Raw genomic sequence first — 19726 nt, 5'->3', positions numbered from 1 at the left:
GACGCGGGTCCCCCCGAAAGGGTCAACGGACTGCTCAGTCCAGCTCAAGGACGCGCGCGTGCAGCACCTGGCGCTGCTGCAGCGCCGCCCGCACCGCGCGGTGCAGTCCGTCCTCCAGATACAGGTCGCCGCGCCACTTCACGACGTGGGCGAAGAGGTCGCCGTAGAAGGTCGAGTCCTCGGCGAGCAGGGTCTCCAGGTCCAGTTGCTGCTTCGTCGTCACCAACTGGTCGAGGCGTACCGGGCGTGGCGCGACATCAGCCCACTGGCGGGTGGACTCCCGGCCGTGGTGGGGGTACGGCCTCCCGTTTCCGATGCGCTTGAAGATCACACGGAAAGCCTACCGGGGATGCGCCTCCGGGCGCAGCAGTGATGCACAGGAGCCACAAGCCAGCGGCAAGTGCGAAGCAAGGCGGAGGCAAGCGGGGGACGGCATAAGCAAGGCGGAGCACGGCGGAGCAAGGTGGAGCACGGTGGAGCACGGCCGAAGAGAGGCGGCGGCAAGGCGGGCGGAACGGCAGGAGCCCGGGCCGTCCGCGGCCCGGGCTCCCCTCGCGTCTGTGCTACGCCGTCACGCGCTCACCGCTCCGCGTGGTCGTCGTGCGCACCCCCGCCGCTGCCCTCGTCGCCCTCGGTGGGCACGAACGACACCGGCTCGCGCAGCGAGCTGACGTCGTGCGCGTACGTCCCGACCGCGTTGGCGATGACGTCGATGTTCGCGTCGAACGCCGGCATGCTGATGTTGTCCAGGTCGTCGCACGCCGTGTGGTAGCACGGGTCGTACGCCTTGCCCGCCGTGCCGCCGAACTTCACGGCCTGCGCCTCGGTCTTCGTCCCCTCCGCGCCCGTGAACGTGCCGCCGGACGGGATGCCCACCTCGATGAAGGGGCCGTAGTCGGAGCGGCCGGTGAAGTCGGTGCCCTCGTGCGGCATCCCCTTCCGGTCCATGAAGTCGGTGATCTGCCGCTCCAACTGCGCCGAGCCCTCCGGGCCCGGGCCCTCGCCGACGCCGTCGGAGTCGTCGCCGTCGTAGACGAAGAGGCCGTAGTTCGGCGAGGCGACCATGTCGAAGTTCAGGTACAGCTCGATGTCCCGCAACTGGCGCGGGGTCAGCCGGCTCACGTAGTCCGTGGAGCCGACGAGGCTCAGCTCCTCCGCCGACCAGAATGCGAAGCGCACCTGGTTGCGCGGCTTCTCCTCCGCCTTCGCCAGCTCCTTCGCGACCTCCAGCAGCGCCGCGGAGCCCGAGGCGTTGTCGTTGATGCCGGCGCCCTCGGAGACCGAGTCGAGGTGCGCGCCGAGCATGACCGTGCGGTCGTCGGCGCCGCCCTTGGTCTCGGCGATGACGTTCCGCGTCGTCCGCGGCTCGACGATCATCTGGATGTCGACGTGGACGGTGACCTCGCCCTGCGTCAGCAGCGTGGCCAGGGCCTCGCCCTCGGCCTTGGTGATGCCGCCGGTGGGCACCTTGACCGCGTCGGCGTCGCCGAGGGTGCCGTTGAGGGCGCCCTCGGTGTTGTTGTAGATGACGGTGGCGACGGCGCCCGCGTCCGCGGCGTTGGCCTGCTTGACGGCGAAGTTGCAGCCCCCGCGCTGGACGAGCGCGACCTTGCCCGTGTAGTCGCCGCCCGTGAAGTCGCCCGGCTCGCAGCCCGAGGTGCCGTCGGCGTCGACGGGCACGGCGGCCAGCGGCGCGTCGAGGCCGCCCTCGGGGGTCGCCTTCGAGAAGGTCATCGCGTATATCTCGATGTCCCGTGCCCCGGGCGAGACGACTGCGAACTCGTCCTTGAGCGTCTCGGAGTAGGTGAAGTCGAAGGTGTCGTACGTGACGTCGTAGCCGGCCTGCTTGAGCTGGTCGTAGACGTACGCGGCGGACGCCTCGTACCCCGGCGAACCGGCCGCGCGGTGGCCGCCGTTGCGGTCCGCGATCCGCTGGAACGCCTTGAGGTGCTTGTACGCGTCCGCGGCGCTGGACGCGCGCACCAGCTCACGGGCCAGCTTCGCGCCGTCCGTCGCCGCGGGTGCCGCGCTGGCCAGGAGCAGGGGGACGGCGAGGGCGGCCGCGCCCAGCGCAGCCGTGAATCTTCGAGGGAACACAGGAGTCCTTCCGACGTCAAAGGTGGGCGACCTGTCCGGCGTGTGGGGTCTCCTGTCCGCAAGGCGGACGGGGTGCGAGCAACCTAGCGACTCGAACGGCGTTGCGGAATGGCCGGTGGCCAACCCGTCCCGGTTCAGGCGGTCTTCTTCGCCTTCTGCCCCGTCTTCCCCTGCGCCCCGGCCGCCCCGGACGCCTTGGCCGTCTTGGCCGCCGCCTTCGCCTCCTGCTTGAACGCCCGTACCTCCGTCAGCGTCTCCGGCCCGGTGATGTCCGCGACCGACCGGCGGCTGCCGTCCTCGCCGTACGCGCCCGCCGCCTCGCGCCAGCCGTCGGGGGCGACCCCGTACTGCTTGCCCAGCAGCGCGGTGAGGATCTGCGCCTTCTGCTTCCCGTACCCGGGCAGCGCCTGGAGCCGCCGCAGCAGCTCCCGGCCGCTGCCGGCATCGCGCCAGAGGGCTTCCGCGTCGCCGTCGTACTCGTGCACGAGGTACGCGCAGAGCTGCTGGATCCGCTTGGCCATCGAGCCGGGGTAGCGGTGCACGGCCGGCTTCTCGGAGAGCAGCGTCGCGAACGCCTCGGGGTCCTGCGCGGCGATGGCGTGGGCGTCGAGGTCGTCGCCGCCCATGCGGTGGGCGATCGTGTACGGGCCGGAGAACGCCCACTCCATGGGCACCTGCTGGTCGAGGAGCATGCCGACCAGGACGGCCAGCGGGCTGCGGCCGAGCAGCGCGTCGGCCTCCGGCTGCTGCGCGAGACGGACGGTGACGTTCATCCGAGCATCATGGCAGCAGCCGGTCGCGGCCCCGCCGGGCAACACGCGGCCCCCGGCGCGCGCCTTGCGCACCGGGGGCCGCGGCCCGGCCGGGCGTCCCGCTCAGGCGCCGGCCGGGAGCTGCTTCGCGCGGTGGCGGATGCGAACCGCGGTGGCGATCTCGATGACGCCGACGGCCAGCAGCCAGGCGCCGGCGAGGTAGGTGAGGATCGCGATCGACGTCAGCGGCGACACGATCAGCACGATGCCGGCCAGCGCCGAGATCACGCCGAGGCCGATCTGCCAGCCGCGCGCGGGCATCGCCTCGTCGGAACCGGCGGCCACCGCCTGGGTGATGCCGCGGAAGAGCCAGCCGATGCCGATCCACAGGGCGAGCAGCAGGATGGACCGCAGCGCGCTGCGGAAGCACAGCAGGCCCAGCAGGATGCACAGCGCGCCGCTGATGAACGCCATCACGCGCAGCGCGGTGGAGGCGTGCGTACCGAACGCGGCGACGAGCTGCATCACGCCGATGACCAGCAGGTACAGGCCGAAGAGGATGCCGACGACGCGGAGCGTCTCGCCGGGCCAGGCGAGGGTGAGGGCGCCGAGGACGAGGGCGGCGACGCCCGCGAGCAGCACCGCCTGCCAGGCGCCTCTGGCGAGGAGGCCGAGGGGCCCTTCGGGGACGGCGCCGCGGTCGTGGTGGGCGGTACGTGCCGCGCCGCCGCCGGGCGGCGGGCCCGCGTGCTCGTCGCCCGCGACGACGCTGAGCCGGCGCTCCCGGGGGGCGTGCTCCCCGGGGGTGGCGGTGGGCGCGGCGCGGGGTTCTTCCACGCGGCGGGTGCCGTCGCCGACGGGGTGTATGCCTTCGTCGGTGTCAGCGTCGGCGGCGTCGGCAGCGGAGGGACCGGGTCTGTCGGGGCGGCCGCGGTGCGGCGCCGGGTCGGTGCTCATGCTCCAGGCTGCGAGCGGCTCCGGCCGGGCTGCCACCGGCGCTGGGCCGTACGGGTGACGCGTACGGCCGCGGATCAGCCGCGCTCCAGCTCCTCCGCGAGCACCGTCAGGTGGCTGCGCTGCACTTCCTTCGTGCTGGTCACCAGCGTCAGCGGCCCCTGCTCGTAGAGCGCGCGCAGATGCGCGAGCGCCTCCGCCCGCTCGTGGTCGGCCAGCTCCTTGCGGTAGCGCTTCACGAAGTCCGGGTAGCGCTCGAAGTCCGCGTGCAGCCAGTGGCGCAGTTCGTCCGAGGGCGCGATGGCCTTCAGCCACTCGTCGATGTGCGCCTTCTCCTTGGTCATGCCGCGGGGCCAGATCCGGTCGACGAGGACGCGCCGGCCGTCGTCCTCGGCGGGGGCGTCGTAGACGCGGCGTATCCGAGGAGGTGCGTGTTTTGTCGTCATACGTCCACGGTAGCCGTGCGGCGAGCCCCCCGCGCCCGCCGCACGGCCCCGCTCACTCCTCGCCGGCCCCGTGTCCTTCGGCCGCCACCGCCCGGAGCAGGCCGCCCGCCGGCGGGGGCCCGCCCGCCGGAGAGCCGGCCGTCAGCCGGGGGAGCAACTGCGCCGTGAGGAGGGTCGAGAGCGCGGTGCCATCAACGCCGCCGCCCCCGCCGCCGTCCGTGCGGATGACCGTCGGCTGCGGCGCGCTGCCCGCGAGCACCGCGCCCACCTCCAGCCGCCGCCTGGCCAGCTCGTACTGCAGCACCGCGCGGTTGTCGCGGTACGCCTGCGCCAGCCGGCGCTGCGCCTTCGCCTCGTTCTCGGCGGCGATCAGGCCGCTGCGCCCGCGGGTCTCGATCTCGAAGCGGACCTTCTGCGCCTCGGTCTCCTGCTGCTCCAGCAGCCGGGCGACCTCCTCGCGGGCCCGGTTCAGCGCGGCCTTGACCTCGACGAACCGCGCGTCGCGTGCCTTCTTCGCCCGCTCGATGTCCATCTGGAGGTTGTCGATGCGGCGCTTGCGGGTCAGGCCCCACTCCTGCTCGTACGCGGTCCGCTCCTTCGCCACCCGCTCGCGGGTGGCGAGGTGCTGCTGGTACTGCGCGGGGAGCTGGACGTCGGGGATGTTGGCGCCGGTGATGCGCACGCCGTAGCGGGCCAACTGGCGGTTGAGCAGGTCCTGCATGTCCGCGACGTCCGAGCCGCGCAGGTCGTACGCCCGCTCCGTGCGCACCCGGCGCGCGCGCTGGCGGATCGCGTCCTGCACGGCGCTGGAGAGCACCAGGTCGAAGTTGCCCGCGCCGATGGTGCGGACGAAGAGCACCGCGTCGTTGATGCGGAACTTCAGGAAGAACTCGATCGAGCGCAGCGGCACGTTCTCCTGCGTCGGGCAGGCCATGACCGGCGCCGAGTACGGGATCTCCGTGGCCGTGTCGACGACGAAGTCCACCCGCGACCAGGGGTGCCAGACGAAGTGCCGGCCCGGGCCCAGCGTGCGGGCGATGGCGCCGTAGCGGGTGAGGACGCCGTTCGTGCCCTGCTCGATCTTCACGATCGAGGAGCGCCACCACCACAGCACGCCGACGACCAGCAGGAAGACGCCGGTGCCGTACGCGGCCGCCGCCAGCGCGTCGTACGCGCTCGCGCTCCAGCCGTCCTCGCTGCCGCTCTGCAGCCCGGCCATCACGCCGGTCGTCAGCGCCAGCAGCGCCAGCCACAGCGGCACCATCCACCACAGCCGGCGGCGGTGGCGGGGGATGATGACGGGGATCAGGGTGCCGGCCTCGCCGCCGCGCAGCAGTTGGGGGATGTCGCCCCAGGCCGCGACGAGTTCGGAGATGACCGACCTGCGCTTCATGGCCGCCGTGCTCATGCTCCCGCCTCCTCGTGCCCGTGGTTCGCGGGCCCGAAGCCCGTGCTCTCGTGTCCGTAGCCTTCGCCGGCGACTCCGATGGCGGCACCGACTGCCTGCGGCTCGTGCGGCGCGGGCTGCTGCTCCGCCTCCGCGCTGCCCGCCGGGGCCGGCACCGGCGCCGGCCGCTCGGCCTCGCGCAGCGCCCGGATCTCCGGCTCCCGCTCGGCGATCCGCGCCGCGACCTCGGCCAGCCGCTCCCGTACGGCCGCCATCTCGGCCTCCGAGAACAGGTCCGCGCCGTGCTCGCCGATCAGCTCCCGGGCGAGCGCCAGGAAGTCGACGCCCGCGCCGCCGCCGTTCGCGCCGTCGGCGGGGCCGCCGATGCGCAGCAACTGCGGCAGGTGGTCGGCGACCTGCTCCAGGGTGTCGAGGACCTGCTGCTGGTAGCGGTACTCCAGGATCTCCGGCGCCTCGGCCGTCGTCACCGCGCGGATGTCGAGCGCCTGCGCCTCCAGCAGCGCGGCGTTGGCCCGCGCCTCCGACTCGGCCTGGACGTACCGCTGCCGGGCCAGCGCCTCGGCGCGGTTGGTCTCGCGCTCGACGGCGGTGTCCATCTGGGCCTGGTACTGGGCGATGTCCGCCTGGATCGCGGACAGTTCCTCCTCGCGGGTCGCCAGCTCCTTGCTCAGGTCGCCCTCGTCCTGCTCCTTGCGGAGCTGGAGCGCGTACTCGTGGGTGTACGCCTCCTTGGCCATCCGCACCATCTCCGGCGCCGCGAGGTCCATGCGGTACGGCTGGTCGGAGGGCTCGGCGTGGGTGATGTTGGCGTTGGTCAGCTCGACCGCGGGCCGGAACTGGCGGTTCAGCGAGTCGAGCAGCCGGGTGGTGTCCTCGCCGACCATGTCGTAGATGCCGGCGGCCTCCTGCTCGTAGATGAGGCTGCGGATCGTCTCGCTGACGGCGTTGTTCAGCTTCTCCTCGAAGCCGCGCACGGCGCCGAGGGTGTAGACGAACTCGACCGGGTCGCTGATCCGGAACTGGATGAAGAGGTCGATGGACGCCTTCACCCCGCCCTTCGTCGGGGCCTCGCGCACGGGCGCGTTGAAGGGGTACTCGCGGGTGGTGTTGAGGATGTACGAGACCCGCTTCCACGGGTTCAGCAGGATGACCCGGCCGGGGCCGACGACCTGCTCCAGCTTGCCGAACTTGGTGATCAGGGCATGACACCCATCGGGCACCATCACCATCCCCTGCCGCCACCACACGAACCCCACGGCGAAGATCGCCAGCACCCAGTAGTGGGCGCCGAACAGCGGGTTCGTCACCACGTCGTCGCCGGTGGCGGCCACCGCGATGGTGCCGACGGCGCCGACGACGAGCAGCAGCGACACCGGCAGCATGCTGAGGAACGAGCGCCCGCGCGGCAGCACCATCGGGCAGATGGCGTGCACCTGCTCCAAACCCTCGCGCTTCAGCTCGCTGCGGTTCAGCACCTCCCCGGCCTCGTCCAGCGGCACGGACTGCTGCGTCATGACGGTGTCGAGGCTGCCGCCCTGGTCGCGGGCGGCGGGGAAGTCGGCCGGGTCCATCCCGTCCTCCCGGGGCGCGTCACTGCGCCGGCCCCGGCCGCCTTCCCTGCCCTCGCGGCCCTGCTCCCCGTCGGGCAGTACGCCGCGGCGGCGCAGCTCGTCCTGGGCGAGCTGCCTCGGGTCGTTCCCCTCCATCACGGCCTGCGCCGCGCCTCTGATGGTCTGCGCACGCGAACGTGCCATGTCGTCCCCCTCCTCAGTCGCGTGATCACTCTCCGCAAGCCCAACCGTTTCGTACAGTCGTGCGCAAGCACAGGCGCGGATCGTGACAACACGGGTACGTGGTCATTGCACGATTCCGGCAGTAACCGGGTTTAGGAGAGCACCTGCTCTGCTATTCCGCCGCCCGGACTCTCCGGGCACGGTCCCGCTGACCCCGCCGGCCGGGCGGCGGCGCTATCAGGGCCCCGCGTGCACCTGGCACGCCCACAGGCTGGGTGTCTGCGGATAGGTGTCCCGCAGACCGCGTACGGCGCGGTGCAGGGCCTCGGCCGTGCGGTCGGCGTCGAGCGTGCCGTCGCCCCTGGTCAGGCTCTCGTAGACGCTGAGCGCGACCTGCGCCCCGATCACGTCGTCGACGTGCCACAGCGAGCCGACGACATGGGGGAAGCCGGCCATCTGGAAGGCGCTGACGATGTGGACCGCCTCGTCGGCGAGTTCGGGCCTGGTGTGCAGGGTGGCGCAGGCGGACAGGTAGGCGAGCCGGACCGAGGGCAGCCGCAGCCGGGCCAGGTCGCGGACGGTCAGCGGGCGTTCGGCGTGGTCGTGCAGGACGAGCCGGCTGCCGGAGGCGCGTTCCAGGTCGCCCAGGGCGTGGCAGGCGAAGTGGGCGTAGGCGTGCCGGGGCAGCGCCGAGACGACCGCGGAGTGGGTGGCGGAGGCGTCCGCGAGCAGGGTGGCCCGGGGCACCACGCGGGCCAGGTGTCCGGCCTCGCGGAGCGCGCCGGGGAGCGGGGCGTGTCCGGCCGCCTGCGCGACGCTGACGACGAGGGTCCCGGTGCCCGCCGGGCGCGCGGTGCGCAGGCGGGCGTGGTGCAGGGCCCGTAGCGTCGGCGTGTACGAGGAGATCACCCGGTCCAGCGCGCCGGGACCGGCGTCGGCGGGCGCCGCCGCGTGCAGGGGCAGGGTGCCCAGGAGGCCGCCGGGCGACCACCACACGCGGGTGGCGGCGGGCAGGCGGTCGAGGACCGGGCCGGTGACGGCCTCCCACAGCCAGGCGAGGGTCTCCCGTACGTCCCGCTGGGCGTGCTGCGCCTGCTTGCGGGAGGTTTCCGGGGCGTCGATGCGGGTCAGCGCGTTCTCGAAGGTCTTCAGCCGCGCCGCCGCCGTCTGCGGGGTGAGGCCGGGGAGCGGTACGGCATCGATGGAGCGCTCGGTGACGACCAGGGCGTCGCTGCCGTACGGGGAGACGTTGACCAGCACCACCGGGCCCGCGGCCGCCGTGGCGCGGAGTTCGCGCTCGTCCCAGTCCCGCACCGGGCGCAGCAGGCCCAGTTCGGGGTGCTCGGCGCGGATGCGGGTGACGAGGTCCCGCCACTCGGCGGCCAGCCGCTGCCGCAGGTCGGTGCGGGCACCGTCGGAAGCGGACGGTCCCTCGTCCAGGAGTCCCGGACCGCCGGTCGCCGTGTCCAGCGCCTCCCGGAGTTCGTCGAAGCGGTCGGCGAGATCCGGGGCGGTCTCCCTGAGCCGGGTCAGGTCGCTGTCGGCGTCGAAGGCGTGGGAGAGGATCACGCCCCTGGCCTGCTCCAGGAGGCCGACCCCGAGCCCCGGCCGGCCGCAGCGGACCGCGCAGGCGGCGGCAGCGGCGCCGAGACCGACGGTCCTGCTCAGCAGGAACTCCTGGTCGTCGCGGACGAGATGGCGGGGCGCCACGGCGGGCAGCAGGTCGACCGCCACGACGTACCCGTCCAGGGCGCCTTCCCAGTCGCCCAGCTCCGCCCGGATCTCGCCCCAGGTCTGTGCGGCTTCGAGGCGTACGGCGGGCGGGCACTGCTGCTCCAGGGCCGCCTCCCGGCACAGCCCGGCCGCTTCCGCCAGGTCGGCCGGGCGGCGCCGGCGGCCGAGGAGCGGGCCGCGCAGCGCGTTGCCGAGGTTCATCAGGCGCGACGTGCGCGTGGGGTGGCCGGGCGGGGCGGCCTCGGCGGCCCGGCGGTACAGCGCGACCACCTCGTCCCGGGCGGCCGACGAGAGCACGGCACGGGGGCTCACCTGCCGTGCGCTCGCGGCCACGGTGAGGGCGCCCGGCAGTTCCGGGGAGTTCGCGGGCAGCATCGCGACCACCGCGTCGGCCAGTTCGCGCGCCTCGTGGGCGTCTTCGGAGCGCTGCGTGTGCGAGAAGCGGCTCAGCAGGGCGACGGCGAGATTGTGGCGCCGCCGGGACAGCGCCGGGTCGCCTGCCGGGGTGAGGGCGAGGGCTTCTCTGAAGAGCCCTACGGCTTCGTCGAGCCGGGCCAGGGGCTCGGCGGCGCGCTCGGAGCCGGCCATGACGCCGAGAGCCGTCGAGCTGAGCCGCGCCGCCTCGTGCGCGGGCCCGATACCGGGCAGCGCGGCGGCCCGGTGCCGGCATTCCTGCGCCTCCCGCAGGTCGTCGCCGTCCTCGGTCAGCCGGTGCCGCAGGCTCAGCGCCGCGGCGAGGTTGAGCAGCCGCAGCCCGAGCATCGCGTGCCCGTCGCGGGTGAGCGCCACCGACTCGCGATGGACCCGTACGGCCTCGTTCAACTCCTCCGATTTTCCCGAGCGTTGGTAGCACGCCATCAGCACCAGGCCGAGGTCGTCGAGCGCACTGGAACGGTCCGGGTGGTTCTGCGGCATCAGGGTCTCGGCGTGCCTTAGCTGCCGCAGCGCCTCGTCCAGGTCCGCCCCGCGCGTCTCCGGCGCGCGCATGTAGTTGTTGTAGAGGGCCATCGCGGGAGAGATGAGGGGCAGTTCCTGCCCGGCCGCCGCCCCCTCGGCGGTGCCGGAGGGGGCGGTAAGCCTGAGGGCCTCGTCCAGATCGGCCGGGTCGCCGGTCGCCACGTGCCGGGCGCGCAGGGCGTTGCCCAGCGCGTTGCGCAGGGCGGCGGTCTCCCCGGGATCCTCCGCCGTCCGGAGCGCCTGGGTGAACACGGCGATCGCCTCGTGCAGGTCCTCTGCCCGGCCGGTGTGCTGGTACCTGAGGACGAGCGCCATGCCCAGGTCGTGGCCCGCCTCCGCGGCCCCCCGCGGATGGCCGCTGACGGCCAGGCGGCACACGTCCACCACCTCGTCGCACTCCTCGGGGGTCGCGCCCTCCACCTGCCGCAGCATCAGCAGCCCGTTCGCCAGGGTGCTGAGACAGACGGCCAGGTGCGGGCTCCCGGGCGGCAGTTGGGCCCGTACGTCACGCGCGATGCCGACCGCCGCGTGCAGGTCGTCGGCCTCGTACGTGTCCAGGTGGCGGAGCAGGAGCTGGCGGCCCAGGCCGGCCAGGGTGAGGAGCCGCTCGGGGGAGTCCGCCGGCAGGGCCTTGACGGCGCGGTGGACGAAGCGGACCGGATCCGCGTCGGCCACGTCCCCGAACGGCCAGGCGATTCCGGCATGGGCCACGATGCCGGACAGGTCCCTGAGCCGGGGGGCGAACCGGGGGTGGTGCTCCGGCGTCGCGAGGACGGCGAGGCCGCCGCACCCGATCCCGGTGGCGAGCAGGGCCTCGCGCGAGGCGGTCATGGCGACCATCGCCGCGGCCACCTCGTGCAGCCGGCGGACGTCTTCCGGCGCGTCCGCCGGCGGGTCGCGGTGCTGCCCCTGGGCCGCGAGCCCGACCGCGGCGCACTGGGCCGCCCACTCGTTCGGACCGTCCGCGGCGGCGGGATCGGGGCGGGACGCGGGATCCGCGGTCGCGTAGCCCGCCGCCAGCTCCGGGGGTACCGACTGCGGGTCGGCGACCCACACCGGAAAGAGCAGTGTCCCGGCCATGCACCCGTGCACCCTGCCCCCGGCCTCCGGGTCGGCCATGGCGCGGGCGGCGCAGAGCCAGCCGGCCGCGTGCCGGGCCTCCACGTCGGTCTGCGCGTCGGCGGTCCGCAGCAGCCCCCGGAGTTCGGCGTCCGCGTCGCGGCCGAAGACGACTGCCCGGTCGACACCCCCGTACGCCGCCCCGGCCCGGTCGAGGCGCGCTCCCAGCGCCCGCAGGAACACGTCCCGGTCGTACCTCACACCTTCGCACCCCCTCGCCGCCGCCCCTGACGGTACGTCAACTCGCCCGCAATTCTGCCCGATCTGCGGCATACTCCGACTGTGGTTGCGTCTCCGGGCTTCTCTCCCTCCGACGGCAGAACGGCGGCGGCGCTGTGCACGCTGCTCGGCTCGCCGGAGGACCTGGAGTACCCCGGGGTGCGGGAGGCGGCCGAGCGGGCCCGGGACCTGCTGCGGGCGGGCGCGGACGCCGACGAACTCGCCGCCTGCGTACGCACGCTGGACATGCTGCTGCGCCAGAGCGGGGACGCCCGCGGCCTTGTCGCCGAGTCCCGGGGCGGCGAAGTCCCCGGCGTCACCGCCCACATCAAGGTGGCGGTCTGTCCGGGCCCTGCCCGGTGCACCCGCGTCGAAAGGGCCCGCGACCTGCTCCCCGCCCCGCACTGCGCCGTCAACGACACCCGGATGCACAAGGGCCGGCTCGGGACCGCGCAGTGACCCCGCCCGCATGAACCCGCTCCTCGCCACCCTCGGCGGCAAACTCACCGAGCGCTGGCTGAACCTGCTGGTTCTCCCCGGTGCCCTCTTCCTCGCCGCCACGGCCGTCGGCACCACCCTGGGGCAGCGCCACTGGTACGACGCCGACCGGCTGCGCACCACCCTGGACGACCTCGCCGCCCGCCCCGCCCTCGACCGCACCGGCACCGCCGCCCTCGTGGTGGCCCTCCTCCTGCTCACCGCGGCCGCGGCCTCGCTCGCCGTGCAGTTCCTCGGCGGCGCGATCGAGCGGTACTGGCTGCGCCCGGGCCGGGACCGGCTCTCCCGCGCCCTGACCGCTCGCCGCGCCGGCAGGTGGACGCGCCTGCACGCGCAGCTCGAAGCGGCCGTCGCCGAGATCCCCCTGCGCGGCACCGGACCGCACGGCGCGGTGCTGGTCCCGCCGGACGTCCAGGCGCGCATCGAGGACCTCACCGGGGCCCGCGACCGCATCGCGCTGCGCACGCCCACCCGCCCCACCTGGTACGGCGACCGCATGCAGGCGGCGGCGGACCGGCTGGAGTCCGCGTACGGCGTGGACCTCGCCACCCTCTGGCCCCGCCTGTGGCTGATCCTCCCCGAGCCCGCCGTACGCCAGATCCAGTCGGCGCACGACTCCTTCAGCGCCGCCGCCCGCCTCGCCGCCTGGGCCGTGGGCTACGCCCTCCTCGCCTGCTGGTGGTGGCCGGCCGCGCTGGCCGCCGCCGGCTGCGCGGTGGTCGCCCGCGCCCGGGCCCGCGACGCGCTGGGCGCGCTCGCCGCGCTCGTCGAGGCCGCCGTCGACGTCCACGGCCGGGAGCTGGCCCAGCGGATCGGCCTGATCGGGGCGGACGAGGCGGGGCTGCTCGGGCACGAGGCGGGGGACAGGATGTCGGAGCTGTTCCGGAAGGCCGAGTGAGGCGGCTCTACGGCTCCGGCGACGGCGACGGCGACGGCGACGGTGACGCGGACGGGGACGCGGACGGGGACGCGGACCGGGGCGTGACCGGCGTAGGGTCGCGCCCATGTCTGCCGTCCGGATGCACGCCGACGAGGCGGAGATAGACGCCGCGCTCGTACGGAGCCTGATCGCCGCCCAGTTCCCGCGGTGGGCCGCGCTTCCCGTCGAGCGGGTCGCCTCCGGCGGCACCGTCAACGCCGTCTTCCGGCTCGGCGACGAGCTGAGCGTGCGGATGCCCCTGACCGCCGCCGGTGCCAAGGACGTGGACCTGGAGTTCTCCCATCTGCCCCGGCTCGCCGCCGGCCTGCCCGTGCCCGTACCCGAGCCCGTCGCCGTGGGCGACCCCGGGGCCGGGTACCCCTGGCAGTGGAGCGTCTGCCGCTGGCTCCCCGGGACGATCCTGCCGCCCGACGCCGGCGTCGCCGCCCCCGGGCCGCTCGCCGGCCAGCTCGCCGGCTTCGTCAACGCGATGCGCGCCGCGGACCCGGCCGGCGGCCCGCCCTCGTACCGCAGCGAGACCCTGGCCGACCGCGACGCGGAGACCCGCGCCGCCCTCGCGCAGCTCAAGCCCGAGGACGGCGTGGACGTGCCCGCCGTGACCGCCGCCTGGGAGACCGCGCTGCGCGCGCCCGCGTACGCCGGGCCGCCGGTGTGGCTGCACGCCGACCTGTCCCCCGGGAACATCCTGCTCACCGACGACGGCCGCCTCGGCGGCGTCATCGACTTCGGCTGCATGGGCCTCGGCGAACCGGCCGTCGACCTGATCGCCGCCTGGAACCTCTTCACCGGCCCGGCGCGCGAGGCGTTCCGCGCCGCGGTGACGGGCGGGGACGACGACGCGGCGTGGGCGCGCGGGCGCGGGTGGGCGCTGTCGATCTCGCTGATCCAGTTGCCGTACTACCGGCACACCAACCCGGTCATGGTCGCCAGTTCGAAGTTCGTCATCGACGAGGTGCTGGCCGACGGGTAGGGTTGCGGGCATGACCTGGCGACATTGATGTATACGTACCGCCCGCCCCGAGCGGCGATTGGCGGCCTGCTTCTACGCGTACTCGTTCCTGGACGACTTCGTCCTGCTCTACCCCGTGTACGCGCTGCTCTTCGCCGACCACGGGCTGTCGCTGTGGCAGATCTCCTCCCTCTTCGTCATCTGGTCGCTGACGTCCCTCCTGCTCGAAGTCCCCTCCGGGGCCTGGGCCGACGCGTTCTCCCGCCGCCTGCTGCTGTGCGCGGGGCCGCTGCTGACGGGCGTGGGGTTCACGCTGTGGATACTGGCGCCGTCGTACTGGGCGTTCGCGGCGGGGTTCGTGCTGTGGGGAGCGAAGGGCGCGTTCGCGTCGGGGGCGCTGGAGGCGCTGGTATACGAGGAGTTGGGCCGGGCGGGCGCGGCGGACCGGTACGCGCGCACGCTGGGGCGGGGGCGCGCGGCGGGCACGGTGGGCGTGATGGCGTCGATGGCGGCGGCGGCCCCGGTGTTCGCGGCCGGCGGGTACGCGGCGGTGGGGGCGGCGAGCGTGGCGTCCTGCCTGCTGGGGGCGGCGGTGGCGACGCGGTTTCCGGAGCACCGGGCGGCTGCCGCCGGCGCTGAGACGGTACGGGCGCGGGGGCAGGGTCCGGCGGGTGGCGAGGCGGCACCGGACGGGGAGCCACCGTCGGGCGGGAACGCGGGCGGCTCCGGCAGCGCTCGCCGGGGCGACGGTCAGGGCGCGTCCTCGGGCGTGGACGCCGGTCCCCCCGCCGACGCCGACGCCGGTCCCGACTCCGGTGACCCCGAACTCGGCTGGGTCGGCACCCTCCGCGCCGGGCTCGCCGAACTCCGCGCCGAGCCCTCCGTCCGCGGCGCCCTCCTCCTCGTCCCCGCCGTCGTCGCCGTCTGGGGCTCCCTCGACGAGTACACCCCCTACCTCGTCCGCGAGGCCGGCGTCGCCGACCCCGCCGTCCCGCTGTACCTGCTGCTGATCTGGGCCGGTGCCGCCGCCGGCGGGCTGCTGGCCGGGCGGGTCGAGGAGCGGGGCCGGGCCGCCAGGACGCCGGCGGGGGTGCTGGCCGCGCTGCTCGCCGGGTCCGCGGTGGCGCTCGCCGCGGGCGGGCTGCTGGGGACGGCGGTGGGGATCGCGCTGGTGGGGGTCGCGTTCGGCGGGTTCCAGGTGGCGACCGTGCTCGCGGAGGCGCGGTTGCAGGAGCGGATCACCGGGCCGGCGCGGGCGACCCTGACCTCGCTGGCCGGCGTCGGTACGGACCTGGGGACGATCGCGGTCTACGGCGCGTACGGCCTGCTCGGCTCGGCCGCCGGGCTCGGGCACGGGGCGGCGTTCGCGGTGTGCGCGCTGCCGTATCTGGTCGTCGCGCCGCTGCTGCTGCGCGGCCGGGGGCGTAAAAGAGCGTAGGGCGCGGCGCCGACCGGGGGCGGTGAGTCAGGGCACCGCCCCCGGTCCCCGGCGCTGCTACGCGCCGTCCCCCGTCACCGGTGCGCCGCTGGGCACCGAGGTCAGGCCGGCGTACAGCACGTCCGGGTCGGCCGGGCTGACGGCGAGGGCGCCGATGCCGTGGTGGCCGGAGTGCCGGATCGTCAGCTCGTCGTCGTCCGCGTCGTGGCGGTAGAGGTTGGTGCCGCTCCACGGGTCGCCGTACTCGAAGTAGACGACGTCGGCGTCGGTCGGATCCGGGCGCATCCAGCCGCCGTTGTAGATCACGACGTCCTCGCCGTCCTGGAACTGGTCGACCACGGTCCTGAAGGTGCGGCCGCCGTCGGTGGAGCGGTAGAGGTGCCGGCCGCTCTCGCCGGCCTCCAGCTCGGTGACGTTCAGCGCCTTCGCGTAGACCACCCGCGGGTCGACCGGCGAGATCGCCAGGGAGAAGCCGTTGACCTTGTCGCCCGCGGCGCCGAGCCTGGCGCGGCGCCAGGTGCGGCCGGCGTCGTCGCTGGTGAAGCCGCCGGCGTCGCTCACGCCGACGACGATGCGGTCGAAGTCGGCGCTGGAGACCTTCGCGTCGTAGAACATGGTGTGCGGGCCGACATCGGCCAGCGGGACGGGCGTGCCGATGGGGCGGAAGCTGCGCCCGTGGTTGGTGGACTCCAGCACGCGGCCGTTGTCGGTGACGGCCCGCAGGTGGCCGGCGCGGCGCGGGTTGGCGGTGAGCCCGTAGAGCCCGCCCAGCTTCTCGCCGTCGAAGGCCGGCATCTTGACGACCTCGTTGCCGTCGACCCGGTAGACGCGGTCGCCGCGCAGCTCCCACACGTAGGCGCTGCCGTCGCGTCCGGGCGCGACGAACCAGTGGCCCGCACCGAGCTTGGCGATGGTGCGCCAGCGGCAGCCGGCATCGGCCGACCCGGTCACCCGGCCGTTGATGTCGGTGGCCAGCAGCCGGTTCGGGGTGGCGAGGGTCTCCAGGCCGGTGACCAACTGGTAGTACGGCGGCCGCTCGGGGGTGGTGGTCGGTGCGAAGGTGGCGCCGCCGTCCCGGGTGTGGGAGAGCGAGCCGTCGCTGACGACCCGGTCGCACTCGGGTGCGTCCCAGTGCCCGGGGTGCGCGGCGGCGTTGGCGGGGGCGGCGGCCGTGAACAGGCTCGCGACGAGCGCTGCGCCGACCGTCACGGTGGTAATCGCGCGGTGAAGGGGTCTCACCCGGATCTCCTCCTCGATGACGTTGTCCTCACCAGGAAGTACCGTGATCGTCTGGATGTCCACGTGCATCGACTGGCGGACGGACGCCATGGCGCCCATGCGCCGCTCGCGCTGCCCCCATCAGGCGGGACATATCCGATACGCGCCCGGGGGGTCCACGTCATGTTCGAGCCGTTCGGCGTTCTCGCGTCCGACGAGGCCCTGTACCGCCTGCTGCTCCGTCATCCGCCGCTCGACACCGCGCGGTTGGCGGCGGCGGCCGGGCGTACGGAGGCCGAGACCGCCCCCGCGGTCGAGCGGCTCGCGGAGCTGGGCCTGGTCACGCTGCTGCCCGGCGCCCCGGTCCGGCTGGTCGCGACCCGTCCCGACGCGGCCGTCGACCAGCTCACGGTCCGCTGGCAGGACCAGGTCGCCGTGGCCAGGACCGCGGCGACCGCGCTCCTCGCCGACCTGCCGGTCGACCGCAGGCACCGCCCCGAGGACCAGGTGGAGATCCTCTTCGGCCGCGGTTCCGTCGCGGCGGCCTTCGACCGGCTGCAGCGGTCGGTGCGGCGCGAGTTGCTGGTCCTGGACCGGCCGCCGTACGCGCAGGAGCCCGCCGAGCCGAACCGGGCGGAGCTGGAGATACTGGCGCGCGGCGCGCGGGTGCGCGGGCTGTACGCGCCGGAGGCGCTGGAGGTGCCGGGCGCGTTCGACGTCTTCGAGGCGGTCGTCGCGGCCGGGGAGCAGGCCCGGGTGCATACGGACGTGCCGCTGAAGCTCGCCGTCGCCGACGCCTCGACGGCCATCCTGCCGTTCAGCCGCGAGGCCCACGAGATGGTCGACAGCGCGTTCGTGATCCACGAAGGGGCCCTGCTGGACGCGCTGGTGCAGCTCTTCGAGCTGCTGTGGGCGGCGGCGGTGCCCGTGCCGGCGGGACCGGGGACGGCGGTCGGTGCAGCCTCGAAAGAGCGGGCGGGCGAAGCCGAGTCCGACCGGCAACTGCTCACGCTGCTCGCCGCCGGGCTAAAGGACGAGGCGGTGGCGCGGCGGCTGGGCGTGAGCGCCCGTACGCTCAACCGCCGGGTCAGCGCGCTCATGCTGCGGCTCGGGGCCCGTACCCGCTTCCAGGCGGGGCTCCAGGCGGCCCGCAACGGGGCCCTCGACCTCTGACGCAGAGGCGTATACGAAGCAACTGGCGCGGCGGTCAACCGACCTCGGCCAGAAGGCCGTTACCGGCCGGCCGACTGCTCCGCCCCGGGCAGCGCCTGGGCCAGCACCTCGCGGTGCGTCGGCCTGGCATCCTCGTACAGCTGCCGGCCCTCCTCCGTCAGCAGGACGAAGACGCCGCGCCGGTCGACGTCGCACATCGCCCGCGTCACCAGCCCCGCGCGCTCCAGCCGGGCCGTCAGCCGCGACGTCGCGCTCTGGCTCAGGTGCACCGTGCCGGCCAGCTCGGCCGCGCGGCACTTGTCGTGGTCGCTCGTCGCCAGGCCCTCCAGGGCCTCGAACTCGCTGACGCCGATGCCGTGCCTGCTCTGCAGCTCGCGCTCCAGCGCGCCCCACACCGCCGCGTGACAGGCCAGGAGGCCGTGCCAGCGGTCCACCAGGGCGCGTTCGGCGCCGACGTCGCTCACGCTCACAGACCCCAAGGTAACATGCGCGTGAACCTAATGCCACTTCATTAAATGCGTTGGCATTAGATGTCTCTGCATGTACTGTGGTCCGTCATGAGCTCTTCCGCACATCTGTCCACGACCTCGACGAAGTGGGACGCCCGCCTGTGGGGCATCCTGCTGACCGTCTCCCTCGTGGTCGGCCTCGACGCTCTCGACGTGTCGATGGTGGGGGTCGCCCTCCCCTCCATCCAGGCCGACCTCGGGCTGTCCACGAGCACCCTCCAATGGGTCGTCAGCGGGTACGTCCTCACCTACGGCGGTCTGCTCCTCCTCGGCGGCCGCACCGCCGACCTCCTCGGCCGGCGGCGGGTGTTCCTCGTCGCGGTCGCTGTGTTCGCCGTCACCTCGCTGCTCGGCGGGCTGGTCGACGACGGCGGGCTGCTGATCGCGACCCGGCTGCTGAAGGGCGTCTCCGCGGCGTTCACCGCGCCCGCCGCGCTCTCGATCATCACCACGACCTTCGCCGAGGGCCACGCCCGCAACAAGGCGCTCGGGATCTTCGCCGTCTTCGGCGCCAGCGGCTACAGCGCGGGGCTCGTCTTCTCCGGCCTGCTGACCGAGGTCGGCTGGCGCTGGACCTTCTTCCTGCCCTTCCCCATCGCCCTGATCGCGCTCGTCGCGGCCTTCCGCGTGCTGCCCAAGGAGGGGCGTCCGGAACGTACCGGCGGCTACGACATCCCCGGCGCGGTGACCGGCGTCGGCGCGATGCTCCTGCTCGTCTACACCGTCGTCGAGGCGCCGGAGGTGGGCTGGGGTGCGACCCGTACGCTGCTGCAGTTCGCCGTGGCCGCGGTGCTGCTGGGCGCGTTCCTCGCCATCGAGCGGCGCAGCAGCCACCCGCTGATCCGGCTCGGCATCCTGCGCTCAGGACCGCTGGCCCGCGCGAACCTCGGCGCCGCCGTGTTCTTCGGCGGGTACCTGGGCTTCCAGTTCCTGGTCATGCAGTACCTGCAGTCCGTGCTGGGCTGGTCGGCGATGGAGACGGCGCTCGGCTTCCTGCCGGCCGCGCTGATCGTCGCGTTCGGCTCGCCGCGGATGGACTCGCTGATCGACCGGGTCGGCACCACGCGCACCATCGCGGGCGGCGTGGTGGCGCATCTGCTGGCGTATGTGCTCTTCCTCGCCATCGACCGGGACGCGCCGTATCTCGTCGGCACCCTGCCGAGCATGGTGCTGCTCGGCCTCGGCTTCATGCTGGCGTTCGCGTCGTTCAACATCCAGGCCACCGCGGGCATCCCGGACGACGAGCAGGGTCTCGCGGGCGGGCTGCTGAACACCTCGCTCCAGGTGGGCGGGGCGATCGGGCTGGCGATCGTGACCGCCGTGCTCACCGCCAACGCGGAGGGCGAGACCGGCTCGCGGGCGCTGCTGAACGGCTTCGACCCGGCGCTGTACGTGGTCGCGGCCATGGCGCTGCTGGGCCTGGTCATCGCGCTCACGGGCCTGCGCGGCTCGCGCCGTCCGGACCAGGAGCAAAAGCCGGTGGAGGACCGCGAGTTCGTCTACGCGGCCGACTGACCCACACCGCCACGACCACGGGGAATCGGGGGTACGCGGACCCGGGCCGGCCAGGCCCGGGTCCGTT

At 74.1% G+C, this 19726-nt stretch carries 16 protein-coding genes; 6 read left to right on the top strand and 10 right to left on the bottom strand.

The window, feature by feature from the left end:
* Positions 1–34: 34 nt before the first annotated feature.
* From OG946_RS16735 to OG946_RS16700, 8 genes are all read right to left on the bottom strand, one after another.
* The gene (locus OG946_RS16735) at positions 35–331 is read right to left on the bottom strand and encodes a type II toxin-antitoxin system VapB family antitoxin (protein ID WP_018836497.1); all 297 of its coding nucleotides are present in this window, start codon (positions 329–331) and stop codon (positions 35–37) included.
* Positions 332–579: 248 nt separating this feature from the next.
* Positions 580–2097 carry a M28 family metallopeptidase gene (locus OG946_RS16730; RefSeq protein WP_326796899.1) on the bottom strand — a complete coding sequence of 506 codons (1518 nt, stop codon included), beginning with the start codon at positions 2095–2097 and terminating at the stop codon, positions 580–582.
* A 134-nt stretch (positions 2098–2231) separates the two neighbouring features.
* Complete coding sequence (locus tag OG946_RS16725; RefSeq protein ID WP_326796898.1) at positions 2232–2870, bottom strand: HhH-GPD-type base excision DNA repair protein; 639 nt, start codon at positions 2868–2870, stop codon at positions 2232–2234.
* A gap of 102 nt (positions 2871–2972) precedes the next feature.
* Positions 2973–3806: an HdeD family acid-resistance protein gene (locus OG946_RS16720; protein ID WP_326796897.1), complete on the bottom strand. Its 834-nt coding sequence runs from the start codon at positions 3804–3806 to the stop codon at positions 2973–2975.
* A gap of 74 nt (positions 3807–3880) precedes the next feature.
* Entirely contained in the window at positions 3881–4249 is a 369-nt protein-coding gene (locus tag OG946_RS16715; protein ID WP_326796896.1) for a DUF488 domain-containing protein, read from the bottom strand.
* Positions 4250–4301: 52 nt separating this feature from the next.
* Positions 4302–5657 carry an SPFH domain-containing protein gene (locus tag OG946_RS16710; protein ID WP_326796895.1) on the bottom strand — a complete coding sequence of 452 codons (1356 nt, stop codon included), beginning with the start codon at positions 5655–5657 and terminating at the stop codon, positions 4302–4304.
* Entirely contained in the window at positions 5654–7411 is a 1758-nt protein-coding gene (locus tag OG946_RS16705) for an SPFH domain-containing protein (protein ID WP_326796894.1), read from the bottom strand. Before OG946_RS16705 ends, OG946_RS16710 begins: the two co-directional genes overlap by 4 nt.
* A gap of 216 nt (positions 7412–7627) precedes the next feature.
* On the bottom strand, positions 7628–11401 hold the full coding sequence (locus OG946_RS16700) for a CHAT domain-containing protein (protein WP_326796893.1): 3774 nt from the start codon (positions 11399–11401) through the stop codon (positions 7628–7630).
* Positions 11402–11482: 81 nt separating this feature from the next.
* Between OG946_RS16700 and OG946_RS16695 the strand changes: the two genes are divergently transcribed.
* The 4 genes from OG946_RS16695 (at position 11483) to OG946_RS16680 (ending at position 15244) form a co-directional block, all read left to right on the top strand.
* On the top strand, positions 11483–11878 hold the full coding sequence (locus tag OG946_RS16695; RefSeq protein WP_326796892.1) for a hypothetical protein: 396 nt from the start codon (positions 11483–11485) through the stop codon (positions 11876–11878).
* Positions 11879–11888: 10 nt separating this feature from the next.
* Positions 11889–12815 (top strand): hypothetical protein, encoded by a 927-nt coding sequence (locus tag OG946_RS16690; protein ID WP_326796891.1) that lies wholly within the window; start codon positions 11889–11891, stop codon positions 12813–12815.
* A 121-nt stretch (positions 12816–12936) separates the two neighbouring features.
* Positions 12937–13827, top strand: a complete 891-nt coding sequence (locus OG946_RS16685) for an aminoglycoside phosphotransferase family protein (protein ID WP_326800274.1) — start codon at positions 12937–12939, stop codon at positions 13825–13827.
* A 58-nt stretch (positions 13828–13885) separates the two neighbouring features.
* Positions 13886–15244 (top strand): MFS transporter, encoded by a 1359-nt coding sequence (locus OG946_RS16680; protein ID WP_326796890.1) that lies wholly within the window; start codon positions 13886–13888, stop codon positions 15242–15244.
* A gap of 57 nt (positions 15245–15301) precedes the next feature.
* Here OG946_RS16680 and OG946_RS16675 read toward each other — a convergent pair whose 3' ends face one another.
* A complete protein-coding gene (locus OG946_RS16675; RefSeq protein WP_326796889.1) occupies positions 15302–16573 on the bottom strand; it encodes a WD40/YVTN/BNR-like repeat-containing protein in 1272 nt (423 codons plus the stop codon).
* A 72-nt stretch (positions 16574–16645) separates the two neighbouring features.
* Here OG946_RS16675 and OG946_RS16670 point away from each other — a divergent pair, with 72 nt between their 5' ends.
* On the top strand, positions 16646–17635 hold the full coding sequence (locus tag OG946_RS16670) for a helix-turn-helix transcriptional regulator (protein ID WP_326796888.1): 990 nt from the start codon (positions 16646–16648) through the stop codon (positions 17633–17635).
* A 59-nt stretch (positions 17636–17694) separates the two neighbouring features.
* On the opposite strand, the gene OG946_RS16665 is transcribed toward OG946_RS16670, so the two are convergent.
* Entirely contained in the window at positions 17695–18105 is a 411-nt protein-coding gene (locus OG946_RS16665) for a MarR family winged helix-turn-helix transcriptional regulator (protein ID WP_442814386.1), read from the bottom strand.
* An 87-nt stretch (positions 18106–18192) separates the two neighbouring features.
* Between OG946_RS16665 and OG946_RS16660 the strand changes: the two genes are divergently transcribed.
* Positions 18193–19659 carry an MFS transporter gene (locus OG946_RS16660; RefSeq protein ID WP_326796887.1) on the top strand — a complete coding sequence of 489 codons (1467 nt, stop codon included), beginning with the start codon at positions 18193–18195 and terminating at the stop codon, positions 19657–19659.
* Positions 19660–19726 lie beyond the last annotated feature (67 nt).

Origin of the sequence: Streptomyces sp. NBC_01808, from assembly GCF_035917395.1 — a bacterium.
Taxonomy (GTDB): Bacteria; Actinomycetota; Actinomycetes; order Streptomycetales; family Streptomycetaceae; genus Streptomyces.
This window is presented reverse-complemented; position numbering and strand designations above follow the sequence as displayed.

What these genes read in the sequence shown, in the direction of transcription:
- OG946_RS16690 (WP_326796891.1), top strand. Translation starts at nt 11,889, where the DNA reads ATGAACCCGCTCCTCGCCACCCTCGGCGGCAAACTCACCGAGCGCTGG.
- OG946_RS16670 (WP_326796888.1), top strand. Translation starts at nt 16,646, where the DNA reads ATGTTCGAGCCGTTCGGCGTTCTCGCGTCCGACGAGGCCCTGTACCGC.
- OG946_RS16685 (WP_326800274.1), top strand. Translation starts at nt 12,937, where the DNA reads ATGCACGCCGACGAGGCGGAGATAGACGCCGCGCTCGTACGGAGCCTG.
- OG946_RS16725 (WP_326796898.1), bottom strand. Translation starts at nt 2,870, where the DNA reads ATGAACGTCACCGTCCGTCTCGCGCAGCAGCCGGAGGCCGACGCGCTG.
- OG946_RS16705 (WP_326796894.1), bottom strand. Translation starts at nt 7,411, where the DNA reads ATGGCACGTTCGCGTGCGCAGACCATCAGAGGCGCGGCGCAGGCCGTG.
- OG946_RS16675 (WP_326796889.1), bottom strand. Translation starts at nt 16,573, where the DNA reads ATGGCGTCCGTCCGCCAGTCGATGCACGTGGACATCCAGACGATCACG.
- OG946_RS16710 (WP_326796895.1), bottom strand. Translation starts at nt 5,657, where the DNA reads ATGAGCACGGCGGCCATGAAGCGCAGGTCGGTCATCTCCGAACTCGTC.
- OG946_RS16715 (WP_326796896.1), bottom strand. Translation starts at nt 4,249, where the DNA reads ATGACGACAAAACACGCACCTCCTCGGATACGCCGCGTCTACGACGCC.
- OG946_RS16660 (WP_326796887.1), top strand. Translation starts at nt 18,193, where the DNA reads ATGAGCTCTTCCGCACATCTGTCCACGACCTCGACGAAGTGGGACGCC.
- OG946_RS16720 (WP_326796897.1), bottom strand. Translation starts at nt 3,806, where the DNA reads ATGAGCACCGACCCGGCGCCGCACCGCGGCCGCCCCGACAGACCCGGT.